Annotated in this window: 16 protein-coding genes; 6 read left to right on the forward strand and 10 right to left on the reverse strand. The window is 68.8% G+C overall.

Features of this window, described 5'->3' with window-relative positions:
- The first annotated feature begins 20 nt into the window (after window positions 1-20).
- The gene (locus HNP48_RS08850; RefSeq protein WP_184856556.1) at window positions 21-1553 is read left to right on the forward strand and encodes a carotenoid oxygenase family protein; all 1533 of its coding nucleotides are present in this window, start codon (window positions 21-23) and stop codon (window positions 1551-1553) included.
- Between the two features lie 31 nt (window positions 1554-1584).
- Here HNP48_RS08850 and HNP48_RS08855 read toward each other — a convergent pair whose 3' ends face one another.
- Complete coding sequence (locus tag HNP48_RS08855; RefSeq protein ID WP_184856557.1) at window positions 1585-2496, reverse strand: glutaminase; 912 nt, start codon at window positions 2494-2496, stop codon at window positions 1585-1587.
- Between the two features lie 175 nt (window positions 2497-2671).
- Here HNP48_RS08855 and HNP48_RS08860 point away from each other — a divergent pair, with 175 nt between their 5' ends.
- Entirely contained in the window at window positions 2672-4834 is a 2163-nt protein-coding gene (locus HNP48_RS08860) for a bifunctional diguanylate cyclase/phosphodiesterase (RefSeq protein WP_184856558.1), read from the forward strand.
- Window positions 4835-5020: 186 nt separating this feature from the next.
- Complete coding sequence (gene mutS, locus HNP48_RS08865; protein WP_184856559.1) at window positions 5021-7642, forward strand: DNA mismatch repair protein MutS; 2622 nt, start codon at window positions 5021-5023, stop codon at window positions 7640-7642.
- A gap of 19 nt (window positions 7643-7661) precedes the next feature.
- On the opposite strand, the gene HNP48_RS08870 is transcribed toward mutS, so the two are convergent.
- The 8 genes from HNP48_RS08870 to HNP48_RS08905 form a co-directional block, all read right to left on the reverse strand.
- Window positions 7662-8645: a tripartite tricarboxylate transporter substrate binding protein gene (locus HNP48_RS08870; RefSeq protein WP_184856560.1), complete on the reverse strand. Its 984-nt coding sequence runs from the start codon at window positions 8643-8645 to the stop codon at window positions 7662-7664.
- A 118-nt stretch (window positions 8646-8763) separates the two neighbouring features.
- The gene (gene hpaI, locus HNP48_RS08875) at window positions 8764-9570 is read right to left on the reverse strand and encodes a 4-hydroxy-2-oxoheptanedioate aldolase (protein WP_184856561.1); all 807 of its coding nucleotides are present in this window, start codon (window positions 9568-9570) and stop codon (window positions 8764-8766) included.
- A gap of 11 nt (window positions 9571-9581) precedes the next feature.
- Complete coding sequence (gene hpaH, locus HNP48_RS08880) at window positions 9582-10385, reverse strand: 2-oxo-hept-4-ene-1,7-dioate hydratase (protein WP_184856562.1); 804 nt, start codon at window positions 10383-10385, stop codon at window positions 9582-9584.
- A 6-nt stretch (window positions 10386-10391) separates the two neighbouring features.
- Window positions 10392-10847 (reverse strand): 5-carboxymethyl-2-hydroxymuconate isomerase, encoded by a 456-nt coding sequence (locus HNP48_RS08885; protein ID WP_184856563.1) that lies wholly within the window; start codon window positions 10845-10847, stop codon window positions 10392-10394.
- 10 nt (window positions 10848-10857) lie between these two features.
- Window positions 10858-11781, reverse strand: coding sequence for a 3,4-dihydroxyphenylacetate 2,3-dioxygenase (gene hpaD, locus HNP48_RS08890; RefSeq protein ID WP_184856564.1), 924 nt, complete (start codon window positions 11779-11781; stop codon window positions 10858-10860).
- Window positions 11782-11783: 2 nt separating this feature from the next.
- A complete protein-coding gene (gene hpaE, locus HNP48_RS08895; protein WP_184856565.1) occupies window positions 11784-13241 on the reverse strand; it encodes a 5-carboxymethyl-2-hydroxymuconate semialdehyde dehydrogenase in 1458 nt (485 codons plus the stop codon).
- Between the two features lie 32 nt (window positions 13242-13273).
- Complete coding sequence (locus HNP48_RS08900; RefSeq protein ID WP_184856566.1) at window positions 13274-14071, reverse strand: fumarylacetoacetate hydrolase family protein; 798 nt, start codon at window positions 14069-14071, stop codon at window positions 13274-13276.
- Window positions 14068-14775, reverse strand: coding sequence for a fumarylacetoacetate hydrolase family protein (locus HNP48_RS08905; protein ID WP_184856567.1), 708 nt, complete (start codon window positions 14773-14775; stop codon window positions 14068-14070). The genes HNP48_RS08900 and HNP48_RS08905 overlap by 4 nt, the downstream gene beginning before the upstream one ends.
- Window positions 14776-14898: 123 nt before the next feature.
- On the opposite strand from HNP48_RS08905, the gene hpaR reads away from it, so the two are divergent.
- The 3 genes from hpaR (at window position 14899) to HNP48_RS08920 (ending at window position 16044) form a co-directional block, all read left to right on the forward strand.
- A complete protein-coding gene (gene hpaR, locus HNP48_RS08910) occupies window positions 14899-15360 on the forward strand; it encodes a homoprotocatechuate degradation operon regulator HpaR (protein ID WP_184856568.1) in 462 nt (153 codons plus the stop codon).
- A gap of 109 nt (window positions 15361-15469) precedes the next feature.
- Complete coding sequence (locus tag HNP48_RS08915) at window positions 15470-15763, forward strand: antitoxin of toxin-antitoxin stability system (RefSeq protein ID WP_184856569.1); 294 nt, start codon at window positions 15470-15472, stop codon at window positions 15761-15763.
- Window positions 15760-16044 carry a type II toxin-antitoxin system RelE/ParE family toxin gene (locus HNP48_RS08920; RefSeq protein WP_184856570.1) on the forward strand — a complete coding sequence of 95 codons (285 nt, stop codon included), beginning with the start codon at window positions 15760-15762 and terminating at the stop codon, window positions 16042-16044. Before HNP48_RS08915 ends, HNP48_RS08920 begins: the two co-directional genes overlap by 4 nt.
- 86 nt (window positions 16045-16130) lie before the next feature.
- Here the strand turns inward: HNP48_RS08920 and HNP48_RS08925 are convergent, their stop codons facing one another.
- Complete coding sequence (locus tag HNP48_RS08925) at window positions 16131-17336, reverse strand: S9 family peptidase (protein ID WP_184856571.1); 1206 nt, start codon at window positions 17334-17336, stop codon at window positions 16131-16133.
- Window positions 17337-17531: the final 195 nt, after the last annotated feature.

The raw sequence follows: 17531 nt of genomic DNA on the forward strand, positions 1-17531 counted from the left end.
AGGCCCAAGGAGCACGCACCATGGACCGCCGCCTCTTTTGCCAATCCCTGGCCCTGGGAAGCGCCGGCAGCGCGCTGGGCGCCCTGCCCGTGCTGCCGTCGACCGCCCACGCGGGCACACCCGAAGCCGGATCCACACTGAACGCCTTCACCCAGCAGCGCAGCCGCGCCCCCTGGACCCTGGGCTTCGAAGGCTTGCAGAACGACCTGCCCCCTGTGGCGATGCGCCTGCGCGGCCAGTTGCCCAAGGACCTGCGCGGCACCCTGCTGCGCAACGGCCCCGCGCAGCACACCTTGGGCGAAGTGCGCTACCAGCACTGGTTCGATGGCGACGGGATGATCCAGCAGTACCGCTTCAGCGACCAGGGCCTGCACCACCAGGGCCGCTTTCTGCGCACAGAGAAGTTCCTGGCCGAGAACGCGGCCGGCCGCCGCCTGCTGCACAGCTTCGGCACCGAAGTGGCCGGCGCCCGCCCCATGCCGACGGCCGATGCCGGCAACGTGGCCAACACCAGCGTGGTGCACCATGCCGGTGAGACCCTGGCCCTGTGGGAAGGCGGCTCGGCCACGCGGTTCGACGCCAGCACGCTGGAAACCGGCGCCCTCAAGACCTGGACGCCCGAGCACGCGGGCATGCCGTTTTCGGCCCACCCCAAGATCGGCGCCGACGGCAGCCTGTGGAATTTCGGCGTGAGCAGCACCCACGGCCTGCTGTCGATCTACCAGGTCTCGGCCCGGGGGCAGGTGCGCACGGCCACGCTCAAGGTGCCCGACATCGCCATGGTGCACGACTTCGCGATGACCGAGCAGCACCTGGTGTTCCTGCTGCCGCCGCTCATCTTCGACCGGGAGCGGGCCCATGCGGGCAGCACCTTCATGGACAGCCATGTCTGGAAGCCGGAGCTGGGCATGCGGGCCCTGGTGCTGCACAAGGACCGGCTCGACCAGCCGCAATGGATGGAACTGCCCGCCGGCTTCCTGTTCCATACCGGCAATGCCTGGGAAGACAGGCACGGCGTCATCCACCTCGACTATGTGCGCACGGCGGATGCCTCGGGCGTGGCCCAGGGCTTTCGTGCCCTGATGCGCGGCGAGTTCAGCGGCGAGCCGGCGCACGCCGTGGCCCTGGTGGAGCTCGACACGCGCAGTGGCCGCGCCCGGCAGACGCTGCTGCCGCACCACGCCGAGTTCCCGCGCATCGACCAGCGCTTCGTCGGCCGCCGGCACACGCAGCTTTTCATGGCCGAACGGGTGGCCGTGTCGGACCGCCCGGGCTTCGACAGCGTGGCGCGGCTCCACCTGGAGAGCGGCAAGGTCGACCGCTACCGCTACGGTGCCGACGTGATGGTCGAGGAGCATGTGTTCATCCCCGCGCGCCGCGCAGGCAGCAAGGAGGGCGAAGGCTGGCTGGTGGGCTCGGCGCTGGACCTGCGCAGCCAGCGCACACTGCTGTCGGTGTTCGACGCGCGCCGGCTGGCCCAGGGCCCGGTGGCCCAGGGCAGCATGGACCGGCCGTTGCCGCTGGGCTTTCACGGCACTTTCATCGCGGCCTGACGGTGGCCCTGACCGGTAGCATGCGGCGGGCCTAGAACACCGACAGCCCGGTTCGGGCCGTGAACAGCTCCAGCGCCCGCATGCCCAGGAGCGAGTTCCCCGTGGCATCCAGCGCGGGGGACCATACGCACAGGCTCAGCCGGTCGGGGACCACCGCCACGATGCCGCCCCCCACCCCGCTCTTGCAGGGCAGGCCGATGCGGAACGCGAACTCGCCGGCCGCATCGTCGGTGCCGCAGGTGAGCATCAAGGCATTGATGCGGCGCGTCTGCCGCTCGGTCAGCAGCGGCTCGCCGCTGAAGGGGTGGCGGCCGTCGCGGCAGAGGTAGCCGGTGGCGCGGGCCAGCTGCAGGCAGCTCATGCGCACGGCACAGTGGTGAAAGTAGGCGTCCAGCACCGCCGACACATCGTTGTCGATCTTGCCGAAGCTCTTCATGAAATTGCCCAGCGCAATGTTGCGAAAGCCCGTGGCAGCTTCGGAGGCGGCCACCTCCTCGTCGAAATGCACCGGCTCGTTGCACAGGCTGGACAGCAGCGCCAGCATGGCGGCCTTGGCATCGCCTTGACTGACCAAGCGGTCCGTCACGGCAATCGCTCCGGCATTGATGAAGGGATTGCGCGGGGTGCCCTGCTCGGCTTCGAGCTGCACCAGGGAGTTGAAGGGGTTGCCCGAGGGCTCGCGGCCTATGCGCTCCCAGAGCATGTCGCCCAGCGCCTGCATGCCCAGCGTCAGGGCAAAGAGCTTGGAAATGCTCTGTATCGAGAACGGCGTGGCGCTGTCGCCGGCCTGCGCCTCCTGCCCATCGCAGGTGCGCAGCGCAATGCCGAACTGGGCGGCCGGCACCCGCGCCAGTGCCGGTATGTAGCGGGCCACCTGGCCCTGCGCACCCAGCAAAGGGCGCACGGTCTCGACGATGTCTTCAAGAATGGGCTGGAACTGCATGGCGTGATTGTGGGCCCGCCGGCAGGCGCCCGGGCGCCGCCGATGCGATGCGGCTTCGGGCAGTTGGCCTACAGCGTTCGCCGTGCAGGCGGTGGATGATGGCCGGATTTGCAATTCCTCACGGTTGTTTCCTTGCAGCGCAGGTACGCTGTGCGGCCAGGATCGGAAGTTCCACATGACAGCGTTCATGCCTTTGAGCTACAACCTCTTTCTGGTGGCGGGTTCGCTGGCCATGGCCGTGTTCGCCTCGTACGTAAGCTTCGACATGGCCCGGCGCGTGCGCACCTCGCAGCGCGGTATCGGCCTGGCCTGGTGGGCCGCGGGCTCGCTGGTCATGGGCACGGGCATCTGGGCCATGCACTTCATGGGCATGCAGGCGCTGGAACTGCCCATTCCCATCGGTTTCTCCCGGGGGCTGACCTTCGTGTCCTGGGCGGCTGCGGTGGCCGCGTCCGGCGTGGCGCTGGAACTGGCCAGCCGCAAGCGGCTCGACAACGCGCGCATCCTGCTCGGTGCGGTGGCCATGGGCGGGGGCATCATCGCCATGCACTACCTGGGCATGGCAGCCATGGGCATGTCGCCCGGCATCACCTGGGACGTGCCGCTGGTGGCGCTGTCGGTGCTGGTGTCCTTTCTCGCGTCGGCCCTGGCCCTGCTCATCTTTCGCTTGCTGCGCCAGGTCGAGCGGCCCCGGCGCACCGGCTACCAGCTCGCAGCCTCGTTCGTCTTTGCCCTGGGGATCTGCGGCACCCACTACCTGGGCATGGCAGCGGCCAGTTTCGCGGTCGGCTCGGTCTGCCTCACGGCCGACGAACTGGGTGGCCCCGGCCTGCAGACGGCGGTGGCGATGATCGCCGGCGGCCTGCTCGTGGTCACCCTGCTCACCTCCATCCTCGATGCCCGGTTGCAACGCGCCGCACGCCGCGCCGCGCACTCCATGCACGAGAGCAATGCCCGCCTGCAGGCAGCAAACGAGGAGCTGCAGCAGCGGGCCTTTGCCGACCCGCTGACGGGCCTGCCCAACCGCCTGCTGTTCGAGGACCGCCTGGCCCAGGCCACGCGGCGGCTGGAGCGCAGCAACCACGAGGGCGTGGTCGAACGCATGGCCGTGCTGTTCGTGGACCTGGACGGTTTCAAGCCCATCAACGACTCGTTCGGCCATGCCGTGGGCGACGTGGTGATCCGCAAGGCGGCCTCGCGGCTGCGCGACGAGGCGCGCGACTGCGACACCGTGGCCCGGGTGGGCGGCGACGAGTTCCTCATCCTGCTCAACGATGTGGCGGACGACGAAGCCTGCATCGCCGTGGCCAGGCGGGTGCTGGCATCGCTGTCGCAGCCCTTCGAGGCAGCGGGGCGGCGCATCGAGATCTCATGCTCCATCGGCATCGTGGTACACCCCGGGCCCGGCGAGCGCCACAAGATCGTGGCCAATGCCGATGCCGCGATGTATGCCGCCAAGCGGGCAGGCGGTAGCTGCTATGCGCTGTTCGAGCCGCACATGGTGTCCGACGTGTCCGAGCAGCTGGAACTGCAAAACGAGCTGCGCCACGCGCTGGAGCGCGGGCAGTTGTCCCTGCACTACCAGCCCAAGATCGATGGTCGGCGCGGCCAGATCAGCGGTGTCGAGGCCCTGCTGCGCTGGAACCACCCGCGCCATGGCCTGGTCAGCCCGCTGGTGTTCATTCCCCTGGCCGAACGGATCGGCCTCATCGGCAAGCTGGGCCAGTGGGTCATCGACGAGGCCTGCCGCCAGATTGCCGAATGGGGACGCGATGGCCTGCGCATGCGCGTGTCGGTCAACCTGTCGCCGCACCAGCTGCGTGACAAGGGCCTGGTCGACCGCATCGGCCAGACCCTGCAGGAGCATGGCCTGGACGCCACCCAGCTGCTGTGCGAGATCACGGAGACCGTGGCCATGGAGGACATCAAGGCCGTGCAGCGCACCTTCGAGGGGCTGGGCGCGATCGGTGTGTTCCTGTCCATCGACGACTTCGGCACCGGCTATTCCAGCCTGCGCTATCTGAGCCAGCTGCCGGCCCAGCAACTCAAGATCGACCGCAGCTTCGTGAGCGACCTGGAGCACAGCGCCAATGCACGCGCCGTGGTCGCCGCCGTGGTGGGCCTGGCCCATGCCCTGGGCCTGCGCGTGGTGGCCGAAGGCGTGGAGACGGTGCTCCAGCGCGACATCCTGCTGGCCATGGACTGCGATGAGCTGCAGGGCTTTCTCTTTGCCCGGCCCCTGCCGCCCGCCGCCCTGCTCGCCTGGGCCCACGGCGCCAAGCCCGAGGGCGCGGCGGACTTCACGCCCTCGGTGGTAGGGGCGCTGTCCCCGCTGTGAGGCGCCCGCCCGGCCCGGCAAGCGCTGCGGCTGCGCAAATCCCCCTGGTGTTTGGTTTATGGTCGGCGGATGGATGGAGAATCCCCCTCCGGCGCCTGAACACGTCCGGCAGCGTCTGCGCGCCCGGGGCCGCCCCCGCATGTGCCGCCACCCGGCCGCCAAAAAATTTATAAGTTGTTGATTTCAATGGACAAAGTGGATCTTTCCTCGCATACGCCGATGATGCAGCAGTACTTCACCCTGAAGGCTGCGCACCCGGACACGCTCGTCTTCTACCGCATGGGCGATTTCTACGAGCTGTTCTATGCCGATGCGGAGAAGGCCGCGCGCCTCCTGGACATCACGCTGACCCAGCGCGGCCAGTCCGGCGGCCAGCCCGTCATCATGGCCGGCGTGCCCTTCCATGCGCTGGAGAACTACCTGGGCCGGCTCATCAAGATGGGCGAGTCGGTCGCCATCTGCGAGCAGGTGGGCGACGTGGCCACAGCCAAGGGGCCGGTGGAGCGCAAGGTGGTGCGCGTGGTCACCCCGGGCACGCTGACCGACAGCGAACTGCTCTCGGACAAGACCGAATCCCTGCTGCTGGCCGTGCACCAGGGCCCGCGCGCGCGCTGCGGCCTGGCCTGGCTGAGCGTGACCCAGGGCCGGGTCTACCTGGCCGAGTGCACGCAGGACGAGGTGGGCACCTGGCTGGCGCGCGTGGCACCCAGCGAGGTGATCTACAGCGCTGGCGTGACCGAGCGCTTCGAGCAGCAGCTGCAGGTGCTGCGCCAAGGTGGTGCCTTCACCTGCCCCATGGGCCCACGGCCGGACTGGCAGTTCGACGCCACGCTGGGCGAGCGCAAGCTGCTCGAACACCTGGGCGCGGCCAGCCTGCAGGCCTGGGGCGCGCAGGATCTGGCCCAGGCCCATGCGGCCGCCGCCGGCCTGCTGGCCTATGCCGAACACACCCAGGGCCGCACGCTCACGCACGTGCACAGCGTGCAGGTGCAGCGCGGCGACGACCTGATCGACCTGCCGGCCAGCACCCGGCGCAACCTGGAGATCACGCGCACGCTGCGCGGCGAGGATGCCCCCACGCTGTTCTCGCTGCTCGACACCTGCATGACCGGCATGGGCAGCCGCCTGCTCAAGACCTGGCTGCTGGAGCCCCCGCGCGATCGCACGGCCGCGCGCCGGCGCCTGGCCGCCACCACGGCGCTGCGCGGTGCCGCAGGCGCGGGCGGCGGCAGCGGCCCCTGGGCCACGCTGCGCGGCGAACTCAAGGGCGTGAGCGATGTGGAGCGCATCACCGCGCGCATTGCCCTGCGCCAGGTGCGCCCGCGCGAGCTGGTGGCCCTGTGCAAAACGCTGCACAAGGCGGCCCTGCTGGCCCAGGCCGGCCAGGCGGCCGAGCCCTACCTGGCGGAGATCTTCGGCCAACTGCACCCGCCGGCGGACTGCCCCGAACTGCTGCTGCGCGCCATCACCGAGGAGCCTGCCGCGCTGGTGCGCGATGGCGGTGTGATCGCCACGGGCTTCGACAGCGAGCTCGATGAGCTGCGCGCCATCCAGACCAATTGCGATGCCTTCCTGCTCGACCTGGAGACGCGCGAGAAGGCGCGCACCGGCATCGCCAACCTGCGTGTGCAGTTCAACAAGGTGCACGGCTTCTACATCGAGGTGACCAGCAGCAACCTGGACAAGGTACCCGACGACTACCGCCGCCGCCAGACGCTGAAGAACGCCGAGCGCTTCATCACGCCCGAACTCAAGACCTTCGAGGACAAGGCCCTGTCGGCCAGCGAGCGCGCGCTGGCGCGCGAGAAGTGGCTGTACGAGCAGGTGCTGGACCAGCTCCAGCCCCATGTGCCCGCCCTCACCCGCCTGGCCCAGGCGCTGGCCGCCCTGGACGTGCTGTGCACGCTGGCCGAGCGTTCGCTCACGCTGGACTGGTGCGCGCCGCAGTTCGTGGCCGAGCCCTGCATCGAGATCGAAGACGGCCGCCACCCCGTGGTGGAAGCACGTCTGGCCGAGGTCTCGGCCGGCAGCTTCATCGCCAACCACACGCGGCTCAACGCCAACACGCGCATGCAGGTCATCACCGGCCCCAACATGGGCGGCAAGTCGACCTACATGCGCCAGGTGGCGCTCATCGTGCTCCTGGCCAGCATGGGCAGCCATGTGCCGGCCAGCGCCTGCCGCCTGGGCCCCATCGACGCCATCCACACCCGCATCGGCGCGGCCGACGACCTGGCCAACGCGCAGTCGACCTTCATGCTGGAGATGACCGAGGCCGCGCAGATTTTGCACGCCGCCACGCCGCACAGCCTGGTGCTGATGGACGAGATCGGCCGCGGCACCAGCACCTTCGACGGCCTGGCCCTGGCGAGCGGCATCGCCACGCACCTGCACGACAAGACGCGCGCCTTCACACTGTTCGCCACGCACTACTTCGAGCTGACCGAGCTGCCCGCCAAGGCCAGGCATGCGGTCAACATGCATGTGAGTGCGGCCGAGGCGGGCGCCGACATCGTCTTTCTGCACGAGATCCAGCCCGGCCCTGCCAGCCGCAGCTACGGCATCCAGGTGGCCAAGCTCGCGGGCGTGCCCGGCCCGGTGCTCAACCATGCGCGCCACACCCTGGCCGCGCTGGAAGAGCGCGCGGGCGAGGACGAGCTGCAGGTGGACCTGTTCGCCGTGCCGGCCATGCCCGAGAGCGCGGGCGCCAGCCCGGTCGAGGCGCTCTTGGCCAGCATCCACCCCGACGCGCTGAGCCCGCGCGAGGCGCTCGACGCGCTCTACCAGCTCAAGAAGCTGGCGGGGTAAGCGCTCCAGCGCTGCCGGTTCAGTCGATCTTCAGGCCGATGTCCTTGATCAACTGGCCCCAGCGCGCGCGTTCGACCTTGGCGTAGGCGTTCATTTCCTCGGCCGTGCCGGGCACGGCCTCCACGCCCAGGGTCTGGAAGCGGGCCTTCACCGGCGTGGAGTTCAGGGCCTGCTGCAGGGCCGCGTTCAGGCGCTGCACCTCGGCGGCAGGCATGGCGGCGTTGACCGACAGGCCCTGCCAGGCAAAGGCCTCGAAATCCTTCACGCCCTGCTCCCTCAGCGTGGGCACCTCGGGCAGGGTCTCCATGCGTTTGGCGCTGGCCACGGCGATGGCACGCAGGTTGCCGCCCGTGATGTTGGGCATGCCGCCGGCCGACTCGACGAACATGAAGGGCACCTGGCCGCCCATGATGTCCTGGATGGCGGGGGTCACACCGCGGTAAGGCACATGCGTCATCTTCAAGCCTGTGCGCTGGCGCAGCAGTTCCATGGCCAGGTGGTGGGGCGTGCCGGCGCCGGGGGAGGCGAAGTTCACGCCCTCGGGCTGGGCCTTGGCCCAGGCCAGGAACTCCTGGAAGTTGCGCACCGGCAGCTTGGGCGAGACCACCAGGATCAGCGGAAAGCGCACCAGCATGCCCACGGAGGCCAGGTCCTTGTCCACGTTGTAGCTGAGCTTGCTGTACAGCCAGGGGTTGGTGGCCAGCACCGCGTAGTCGCCCGTGAGCAGCAGGTTGCCCGGTGTGGCCGAGCGCGCCACATAGTCGGCCGCGATGTTGTGCGCGGCGCCGGGCTTGTTGACCACCACGATGGGCTGGCCCAGGGTCTTGGCCATCTGGTCGGCCACGGAACGGGCCACGATGTCGGTGCCGCCGCCAGGGGCCATGCCCACCACCCATTCGAGCGGGCGCTTGTCCTGGGCTTTGGCCCACGGGGACAGGCAGGCGATGGCCAGCGTGGCGGCGGCGCGCAAGGTGGAACGGCGGGTGGAATGGGTGCTTGGCATGGTTTGTCTCCTCACGGTGTGGTGGGTTGGAAGGCGCGGGAAATTTGGAGTTAATGAATTAATTAACTAGCTCATGGATTAAATGAAAGCCGTGGCGGTGCCGTGGAATGGAGCCGGTTCAGTAGGGGCTGGCCTGCGCGGCCTGCACCGGCGCGCGCTGCGCGAAATGCCCGGCCAGCTCGGTCGCGGCGCGCACCAGCAGCGTGGTGTCCACCCCCACGGCAACGAACAGGGCTCCAGCGTCCAGGTAGGTCTGCGCCAGCGTCCGGTCGGCCATGAGGATGCCGGCGGCCTTGCCGGCCCGCCGCACGGTGGCAATGCCGTCCAGGATGGCGCGCTGCACCTCGGGGTGCCCGGGCTGGCCGCGGTAGCCCATGGAAGCAGACAGGTCGGCCGGGCCAAAAAACACGCCATCGACCCCATCGGTGGCGGCAATGGCCTGCAGGTTCTGCAGTGCCAGCGGCGTTTCGGCCTGCACCAGCAGGCACATCTGGCCGTTGGCGCGGTTCAGGTAGTCCTCCACCTGGTTCCAGCGCGAGGCGCGGGCCAGCGCGGCGCCCATGCCGCGGATGCCCTCGGGCGCATAGCGCATGGCGCGCACCATCAGCGCGGCCTGCTCGGGGGTGTCCACCATGGGGATGAGCAGGGTCTGCGCCCCCACATCCAGGTACTGCTTGACCAGGGCCACCTCGCCCTGCACCGGGCGCACCACGGGCTGCACCGGGTAGGGCGCCACGGCGCGCAACTGGTCGAGCACGGTGCGCACATCATTGGGCGCGTGCTCGCCATCGAGCAACAGCCAGTCGAAGCCGCAGCCGGCCAGGGCCTCGGCGGCATTGGCGTCGGCCAGGCCAACCCACAGGCCGATCTGCGGACGGCCCGCGCGCAGCGCGTTGCGGAAATGGTTGTCAGGGATCTGCTGCATGGTGTGTGCGCTCAGGCAAAGCGGAACGACACCGAGCCCAGCGGCCCGTAGTCCACATGGAAGTTGTCGCCCTGCGCGGCCGCCACGGGCCGCGTGAAGGAGCCTGCCAGCACCACGTCGCCCGCGTTCAGTTGTTCGCCATGCGGCGCGATCTTGTTGGCCAGCCAGGCCACGCCCGTGGCCGGGTGGTTGAGCACGGCCGCCGCCAGGCCCGTCTCTTCGATCACCCCGTTCTTGTGCAGCAGCGCGCCCACCCAGCGCAGGTCCACGTCCAGGGGCTTCACGGGGCGCCCGCCCAGCACGATGCCGGCATTGGCGGCAAAGTCCGAGATGGTGTCGAACACCTTGCGCATGGCCTTGGTGTCGCGGTCGAACTGCTCGATGCGCGCGTCGATGATCTCCACGGCCGGCACCACGTAGTCGGTGGCCGAGAGCACGTTGAACAGCGTCACGCCCGGGCCCTTGAGCGGCCGCGCCAGGATGAAGGCCAGCTCCACCTCCACGCGCGGCGCGATGAAGCGCTTGAACGGGATGTCGCCGCCCGCGTCGAAGAACATGTCGTCCATCAACGGCGCGTAGTCGGGCTCGGTGATCTGGCTGGCCTGCTGCATGGCGCGCGAGGTCAGGCCGATCTTGCGGCCCTTGATGGTGCGGCCGTCGGCCTGCTCCAACTCCACCCAGGCGCGCTGGATGGCATAGCCGTCTTCGATGGTCATGCCGGGGTGCTGGGCCGAGAAGTGGCGCAGCTGCGTGCGCTCCTTGCGCGCTTGGTAGAGCTGCTGCGCCAGGGCGGTGATGGTGTCGTTGGAAAGCATGGATGGTCAGCCCTGTGCAGGCTTGTGGAACAGGGGGTGGAGGGAGCTGTGCTTGGCGTCGAAGACCTCGAGGCCCTCGTCGATCTGCAGGGTGACGCCGATGGGGCGCGCCGCGAGCAGGGGTGCGAAATGCGCCTTGGCCACGGCCGACAGCGCCTGGCCCACGGCCTGGTGCGTGGCGGCGCTGCGGCCCCGGCCCATGCGCAGGTTGAGGTAGACGAAGCCATAGCCGGGTGGCGTGCCGCCCGCGGGCGCGGCATCACTGTCATCGGCCACCGCATGGTGGGCGGCCGGGTAGGCCAGCACGCGGATGCCGCCGGTGGGGAACACCGGCTTGCCTGCCTCGTCCACCTGCTGGCGCATGGCGGCGGCCAGGGCGCGGCACAGCGCACCCATGTCGCTGCCGCCCTGCGCCACGGGCCGGTCCAGGTCGGGGGTATAGAGAATCACCAGGTGCGGCATGGCGCGCTCCTCACAGCCGGCTGGCCGATGGCGCACCACCAGCAACCGAGGCCTGCGGCCCGGGCACGGCGGCGCCAGTCTGCGGCGTGACCGGGAACACGGCATTGATCTGCCCCGTGCCCGAGGCGCCGAAGTACGGCGTGAGCACCTCGGCGCGGCCGGTGTAGTCCGACCAGCCCAGCGCACCCATGAGCATGGCCGTGTCGTGCATGAAGCCCTCGCCATGGCCCTTGGCCGCGTACTCGGGCAGCATGGCGCAGAAGGTGGCCCAGTCGCCCTGCTCCCACATCTCGATCACACGGTGGTCCAGGGTTTCGAGGAAGGGGCTCCAGATCTTCGTGGCGAAGTCGGGCGCCGTGCCGTTCTGCGCAAAGCGGTGGCTCAGGCTGCCGCTGGCCAGGATGGCCACGGTGCCCTCGTACTGCTCCTCGATGGCCTGGCGCATGGCCCAGCCCAGGCGCGCGCTGTCGTTCAGGTAGTGCACCTGGCACAGGGCCGAGACCGAGACCACCTTGAAATGCTGGTCCGCATTCATGTAGCGCATGGGCACCAGGGTGCCGTACTCGGGCGCCAGCGTGGTCGCGGGGTGGGCCAGCGTTTCCACGCCCTGGGCGCAACAGGCCTTTGCGAGCAGTTGCCCCAGCGCCGGGTTGCCCGGGAAGGCGTAGCGCATGTTGCTGATGAAGTGCGGCAACTCGTTGCTGGTGTACACCCCCTCGAAATGCGGTGCGCAGTTGATGTGGTAATTGGCGTTCACCAGCCAGTGCGTGTCGAACACCACGATGGTGTCCACGCCCAGTTCGCGGCAGCGCCGGCCGATCTCCACATGGCCGTCGATGGCGGCCTGGCGAAAGCCCTTGCGCGGCCCGTCGAGCTCGCTCAGGTACATGGACGGCACATGCGTGATCTTGGCAGCCAGTGCGAGGGTACCCATGCTCAGACTCCCCAGTGTGGGATGTGGTGGCTGCCCAGCGAAACGGCGACGTTCTTGGGCTCCAGAAAGACCTCATAACTCCAGGTACCGCCCTCGCGCCCGGTGCCGCTGCCCTTGGTGCCGCCAAAGGGCTGGCGCAGGTCGCGCACATTCTGGCTGTTGACGAAGCACATACCGGCCTCGATGCCTGCGGCCACGCGGTGCGCGCGGCCGATGTTCTCGGTCCACACATAGCTCGACAGGCCGTACTGCGTGTCGTTGGCCAGGCGGATGGCCTCGGCTTCGTCGGCAAACGGGATCAGGCAGGCCACGGGGCCGAAGATCTCGTCCTGCGCGATCTTCATGCGGTTGTCCACATCGGCGAACACGGTGGGACGCACGAAGTTGCCTTGCCTCAGGTGGGCCGGCAGGTCCGGCGCCTCCAGCCCGCCGCACAGCAGCGTGGCGCCCTCCTTGGGCCCCAACTCGATGTAGCTGCGCACCTTGGCCAGGTGGGCCGGGCTGATCATGGGGCCGATGGTGGTCTTGTCGTCCATGGGGTCGCCCACGGTGATGCGCCGGGCACGCGCCGCAAACTTCTCGGCAAAGTCGGCGTAGATCGACTTCTGCACCAGGATGCGCGAGCCCGCGGTGCAGCGCTCGCCGTTGTTCGAGAAGATCATGAACACCGCGGCATCGAGCGCGCGGTCCAGGTCGGCATCGTCAAAGATGACGAAGGGGCTCTTGCCGCCCAGCTCCATGCTGAACTTCTTCAGGCCCGCGGCCTGCACGATGCGGTTGCCCGTGGCCGTGGAGCCGGTGAACGAGATGGCGCGCACATCGGGGTGGGCGCACAGCGGCTCGCCCGCCTCCTTGCCAAAGCCATGCACCACGTTGAGCACGCCGGCCGGGATGCCGGCTTCGAGCGCCAGCTCGCCCAGGCGCGCGGCCGTGAGCGGCGACAGCTCGCTCATCTTGAGCACCGCCGTGTTGCCGAAGGCCAGCGCGGGCGCCACCTTCCACGTGGAGGTCATGAAGGGCACGTTCCACGGCGAGATCAGCGCGCACACGCCCACGGGGTGGAACAGCGTGTAGTTCAGGTGCGTGGGCGTGGGGTAGGTGTGGCCGTCCACGCGCGTGCATATCTCGGCAAAGTAATAGAAATTGTCGGCCGCGCGCGGGATCAGCGCCTTGCCCGTCTGTGCGATGACCTGGCCGGTGTCGCGCGTTTCGGTGGCGGCGATCTGCGGCACCTCGGCCGCGATCAGGTCGCCGAGCTTGCGGATGAGCTTGGCGCGCTCGGGCGCCGGAAGGCCGGCCCAAGCGGGAAAGGCGTCCTTGGCGGCCGCCACGGCCGCGTTCACCTCGGCCGCGCCGCCGCTGGCGACTTCGGCCAGCACCTCTTGCGTGGCGGGGTTGACGGTCTCGAAATACTCGCGGCCCACTACGGGCTTGCCGGCGATCAGGTGGTCTATGCGCATGGGATCAGTCTCCAGAAATTCAGTGGCAGGGCTCAGCGCCCGAAAGCTCCATCGCCCACGATGGTGTTGACCAGGCGGCCGATGCCCTCGATCTCGCACACCACCTCGTCGCCCACGTCGACGTTGACCACGCCCTCGGGCGTGCCGGTCAGGATCACGTCGCCCGCACGCAGGGTCATGAAGCTGCTCAGGTAGGCGATCAGCTCGGGAATATCGTTGACCATGTTGCCGGTATGGCCCTGCTGGGTCACCTGGCCATTGACCAGGGTGCGCAGCGTGAGGTCGTGCGGGTCGGGCACGTCGGCCGCGTCCACGAACCAGGGGCCCAGCACGGTGCAGCCGTCGCGGTTCTTCACGCGCAGGTTGGGGCGGTACCAGTTTTCCAGGTAGTCGCGGATGGCGTAGTCGTTGCATACGGTGTAGCCGGCCACATGCTGCAGGGCATCGGCCTGGCTGACCTTGCACGCGGTCTTGCCAATCACCACGGCCAGTTCGCATTCGTAGTGCATGAAGCCCACACCCGCGGGGCGGCGCGTCTGGCCGCGGTGGCCGATCAGCGTGCCCGGGCCCTTGAGGAAGACCAGCGGTTCGTCCTTGGCGGTCACGGTGAGTTCGCCCGAGAGTTCCTTGAGGTGGTCGGCATAGTTCAGCCCCAGCGCAATGATGGTGCCCACCTCGAAGGGCGGCAGCCAGACCACGGCGTCTTCTGCGAGCACGCGGCCATCGGCCAGGCGGATCTGCCCGGTGCCGTGCTGCGCGGCTTCATGCTGCGCGCCGTAAGGTGTCGCCTCGTGTATCCCGCCCGCGTACGCAACTTTCGCCCGCTTCATGGCGCGCCCCCTTCGGCAATGAAATGGTTGTGCAATTCCCCCAGGCCCTCGATGGCGATGCGGGTGCGCTGGCCGGCACGCACGCGCGGTGCGCCGGCCGAGGCCCCGAGCAGCAGCACATCGCCGGGCGAGAGGGTCATGAACGCACTGACCTCGGCCAACAGCTGCGCCACCGGGCGGCAGCGCTCGCCTGTGGTGGTGGTCTGCACCAGGGCGCCATCGACCTCCACGCGCACAGCCAGCGCATCGGGGTCCGCAATCTCGTTGCGCGGCACCACACGGGGGCCCATGGGGCAAAAGCCATCGCGCGCCTTGAAGCGCACCGAGGGGCGGTAGAACACCCCGTGCGGCACGCTCACGTCGCCCACGATGGTGTAGCCCGCCACATGGGCCAGCGCATCGCGCTCGGCGACGCCGCAGGCGGTGCGGCCGACCACGATGCCCAGCGAGGTACCGAGCTCGAGTTCCGGCGCATCCGCAGGCACCACGATGGCATCGCCATCGCCGGCCAGCGTGTTGCGTGGCTTCACATAGAGCACGGGCGCCACGGCCGGGGCCTTGTAGGGCAGTTGGTGCGCCGCATCGCCCAGCGCCGCCAGGGCCGGCTGGTGGTTGAGCAAGGCGCCGTAGACGACGCCGGACAGGCGAAAGGGCGCGAAGCCGAACTCCAGGCGGCAGGGGGCACTTTGCGGGGTCTGGTACATTGCTAACATGTGAGTAGTTTATTTACTAACATGCGAGTAAGTCAACCAATCGCTTGTGCCTTTTTGTCCGGGTTTGTACCGAGGGGTGCCCTGGCGCCCCGCTTTCAAGGATGATTCCGCCCCATGGCTTCCCCTCCCCCGCAGCTGACCCATCGCAACCTGCCGCTCTTGTTCCTGCAGGCGCGCGAGAGCGTGTTTGCACGCTTTCGCCCCATTCTTCACACCGTCGGCCTGACCGAGCAGCAATGGCGCGTGGTGCGCGCCCTGCTTGACCACGGCCCGCTGGAGCCGCGCCAGATCGGCGACATCTGCCGCCTGTCGAGCCCCAGCCTGGCCGGCATCCTGGCGCGCATGGCGGACCTGGGCCTGGTGCTGCGCGAACGGCTCGAGCACGACCAGCGCCGGGTGATGGTGTCGGTCACCCCAGAGGGCAAGGCGCTGGCCGCCAAGCTGGCGCCCACCATTGAGGCGACCTACCGTGCGCTGGAGGAAGAAATGGGGGTGGAGTTCATTGCGCAGCTGTATGCCACGCTCGATGCGGTGATCGCCCGGCTCGGCGAGGCGCCCGGGGGCGAGGACGGCTGATGGTGCCGCCGCACCTCAGGGCGGCATCCCCAGGAACCGGCACAGAATGCAACGCAAAAGTATCGACGTTGTATATACTTCGTTGATATCAACGTTCCCGGAGCAGGCCATGTCCAAAGAAGCCATGTTCACCATGAAGCTGGAGCCGGAGTTGCGCGATGCCTTCATGGCCGAGGCCGAAGCCAGCCACCGCCCTGCGTCGCAGGTGGTGCGCGAACTGATGCGCGAGTTCATCGAGCGCCAACGGCAGGCCCGCGAACACGACGCCTTCCTGCGCGCCAAGGTCGACTTGGCGCGCGCGCAGATCGCGTCCGGTCAATATGCCAGCGACGCCGATGTCGAGGCGCGCGCTGCTGCCCGTCGCACTGCACTGCGGGCCAAAGCCGGCGGCGCAGACGCATGAGGGTCCTGTGGACCTTGTCCGCAGAGAAAGACCGCGCCGACATCGTCGACTTCATCGCCCAGGACAACCCGCTCGCCGCCATCCGCATGGATGAGATCTTCTCGGCAGCGGTCGGGCGGCTGGCCGAGCACCCCCTGCTGGGACGGTCCGGACAGATCCCGGGCACCCGTGAGTTGATCCCACACGAGAGCTATAGGCTGGTCTATGAGGTACAGGCCGATACCGTCTGGATCTTGGCCTTGGTGCATACGGCCCGCCTATGGCCGCCGGCCCGGTCGTGATGGGAGGCCGGCAAGCAAAGCACGATGACGAGGACTGCGAAAAAGGTACCCAGGCGGGTTCCAGTCCTCGACAGACACCGAGAGAATCAGAGATCCTGCGCCACCGGCGCCAGCTGGCCCAGCATGTAGTTGAGGAAGGGCGGCACGCAGCCGATGTGGCTGGACGGGACCGCAGGGCAGTCGACCAGGGTCACGAGGTCGCCCGCGCCCTGGGCGCGCATGGCCTGCAGGGTGCTGACCGAGCTGCCATAGGGCACGGTGACATCGTCGCGGCCGTGGTACAGGCGCACGGGCACCTGGGGCTTCCAGTCGTGCACGCTGCTCACGCGCGCCACGGCCTGCACGTCGTCGGCCAGGAAGTTGTCGATGAACTGGTTGTCGAAGGTCACGTCGGCATCGTCGGGCAGCAGGGCTTTCAGCAGCGCACGGCGCACCTCGCGCTGCACGCTGCCGCCCAGATAGCGCAAAAAGCCCGGGTTGATCAGCGCCCCCAGCACGGGCTCACGGTCGCGCACCACGTTCACCAGGCCATCGAGCGTGGCCTGCACGTTGTAAGGGCCGGCGCCCGCCACCACCATGCGCAGCGCCTGGCGCTCAGGGGCATTGCCGGCCTGCAAGGCGCGGTGCGCCGCCATCGTGGCATAGCCGCCCTCGGAATAGCCGGTCAGGAAGAGCTGGCCATTGTCGGCCGCGTTGCCCTGGGCACGCCAGGTGCGCGCAGCCGTAAGCATGTCCAGCGTGGAAGCCGCCGTGGGCGCCGACAGCAGGTAGGGGTGGGGCGTGCCCTTGGACACCCCATAGCCCACATAGTCCGGCGCCACCACGATGTACCCCAGCGAGGCCATGACCACCGCCACCTCGGAACCCACGGCATTGTTGCTCGGGGCCTCGGCGCTCTTGAAGATGGTGCCGTGCTGGTAGCTCAGCACCGGGCTCCTGGCACCGAGCGCCTTCACGGGCACGCTCACCAGGCCCGAAGCGCGCACTTCCTTGCCCTGGGCGTCGGAGGTCATGTACTCCAGCCGGTAGGAGGTGACGGCGTAGCGCGGCACGATGCCCTGCACCTTGGAGGCGTCCTTGGACAGGGCCTCGGTGATCTGGGCCGGCGTGATGGTGTTGAGCAGGGCCGCGGACTTGAGCTCGCCCGCCGTGGCGACCGGCGGCGGGGGGGGCTGCGGAGTGTCGTTCTTGCTGTCCCCGCCACCGCAGGCGGCCAGGGTCATGGTCGCCGCCAGCAAAGCTGTGCGCGCCAGCCCTGCGGCGGGCAGGACGGGGGTAGAAAAGTGGAACAAGATGCAGCCTCCCGGTATGAAATGTGAATGATAGTAAGTGCCAGCGCCGGGGCCTGTAACGTCAGGCAACAGGCCGCTGCAATGTCGGACATGTCCCACCCGCCGACAACCTGCCGGACGGACCGGCGGCACGGCACCGGCCGATTCGCCCTAAAATCGGGGATCGCTGCCGCACTGCCAGGGCCGTTTTGCTAT

The organism is Acidovorax soli (assembly GCF_014207955.1).
GTDB lineage: Bacteria > Pseudomonadota > Gammaproteobacteria > Burkholderiales > Burkholderiaceae_C > Acidovorax > Acidovorax soli_A.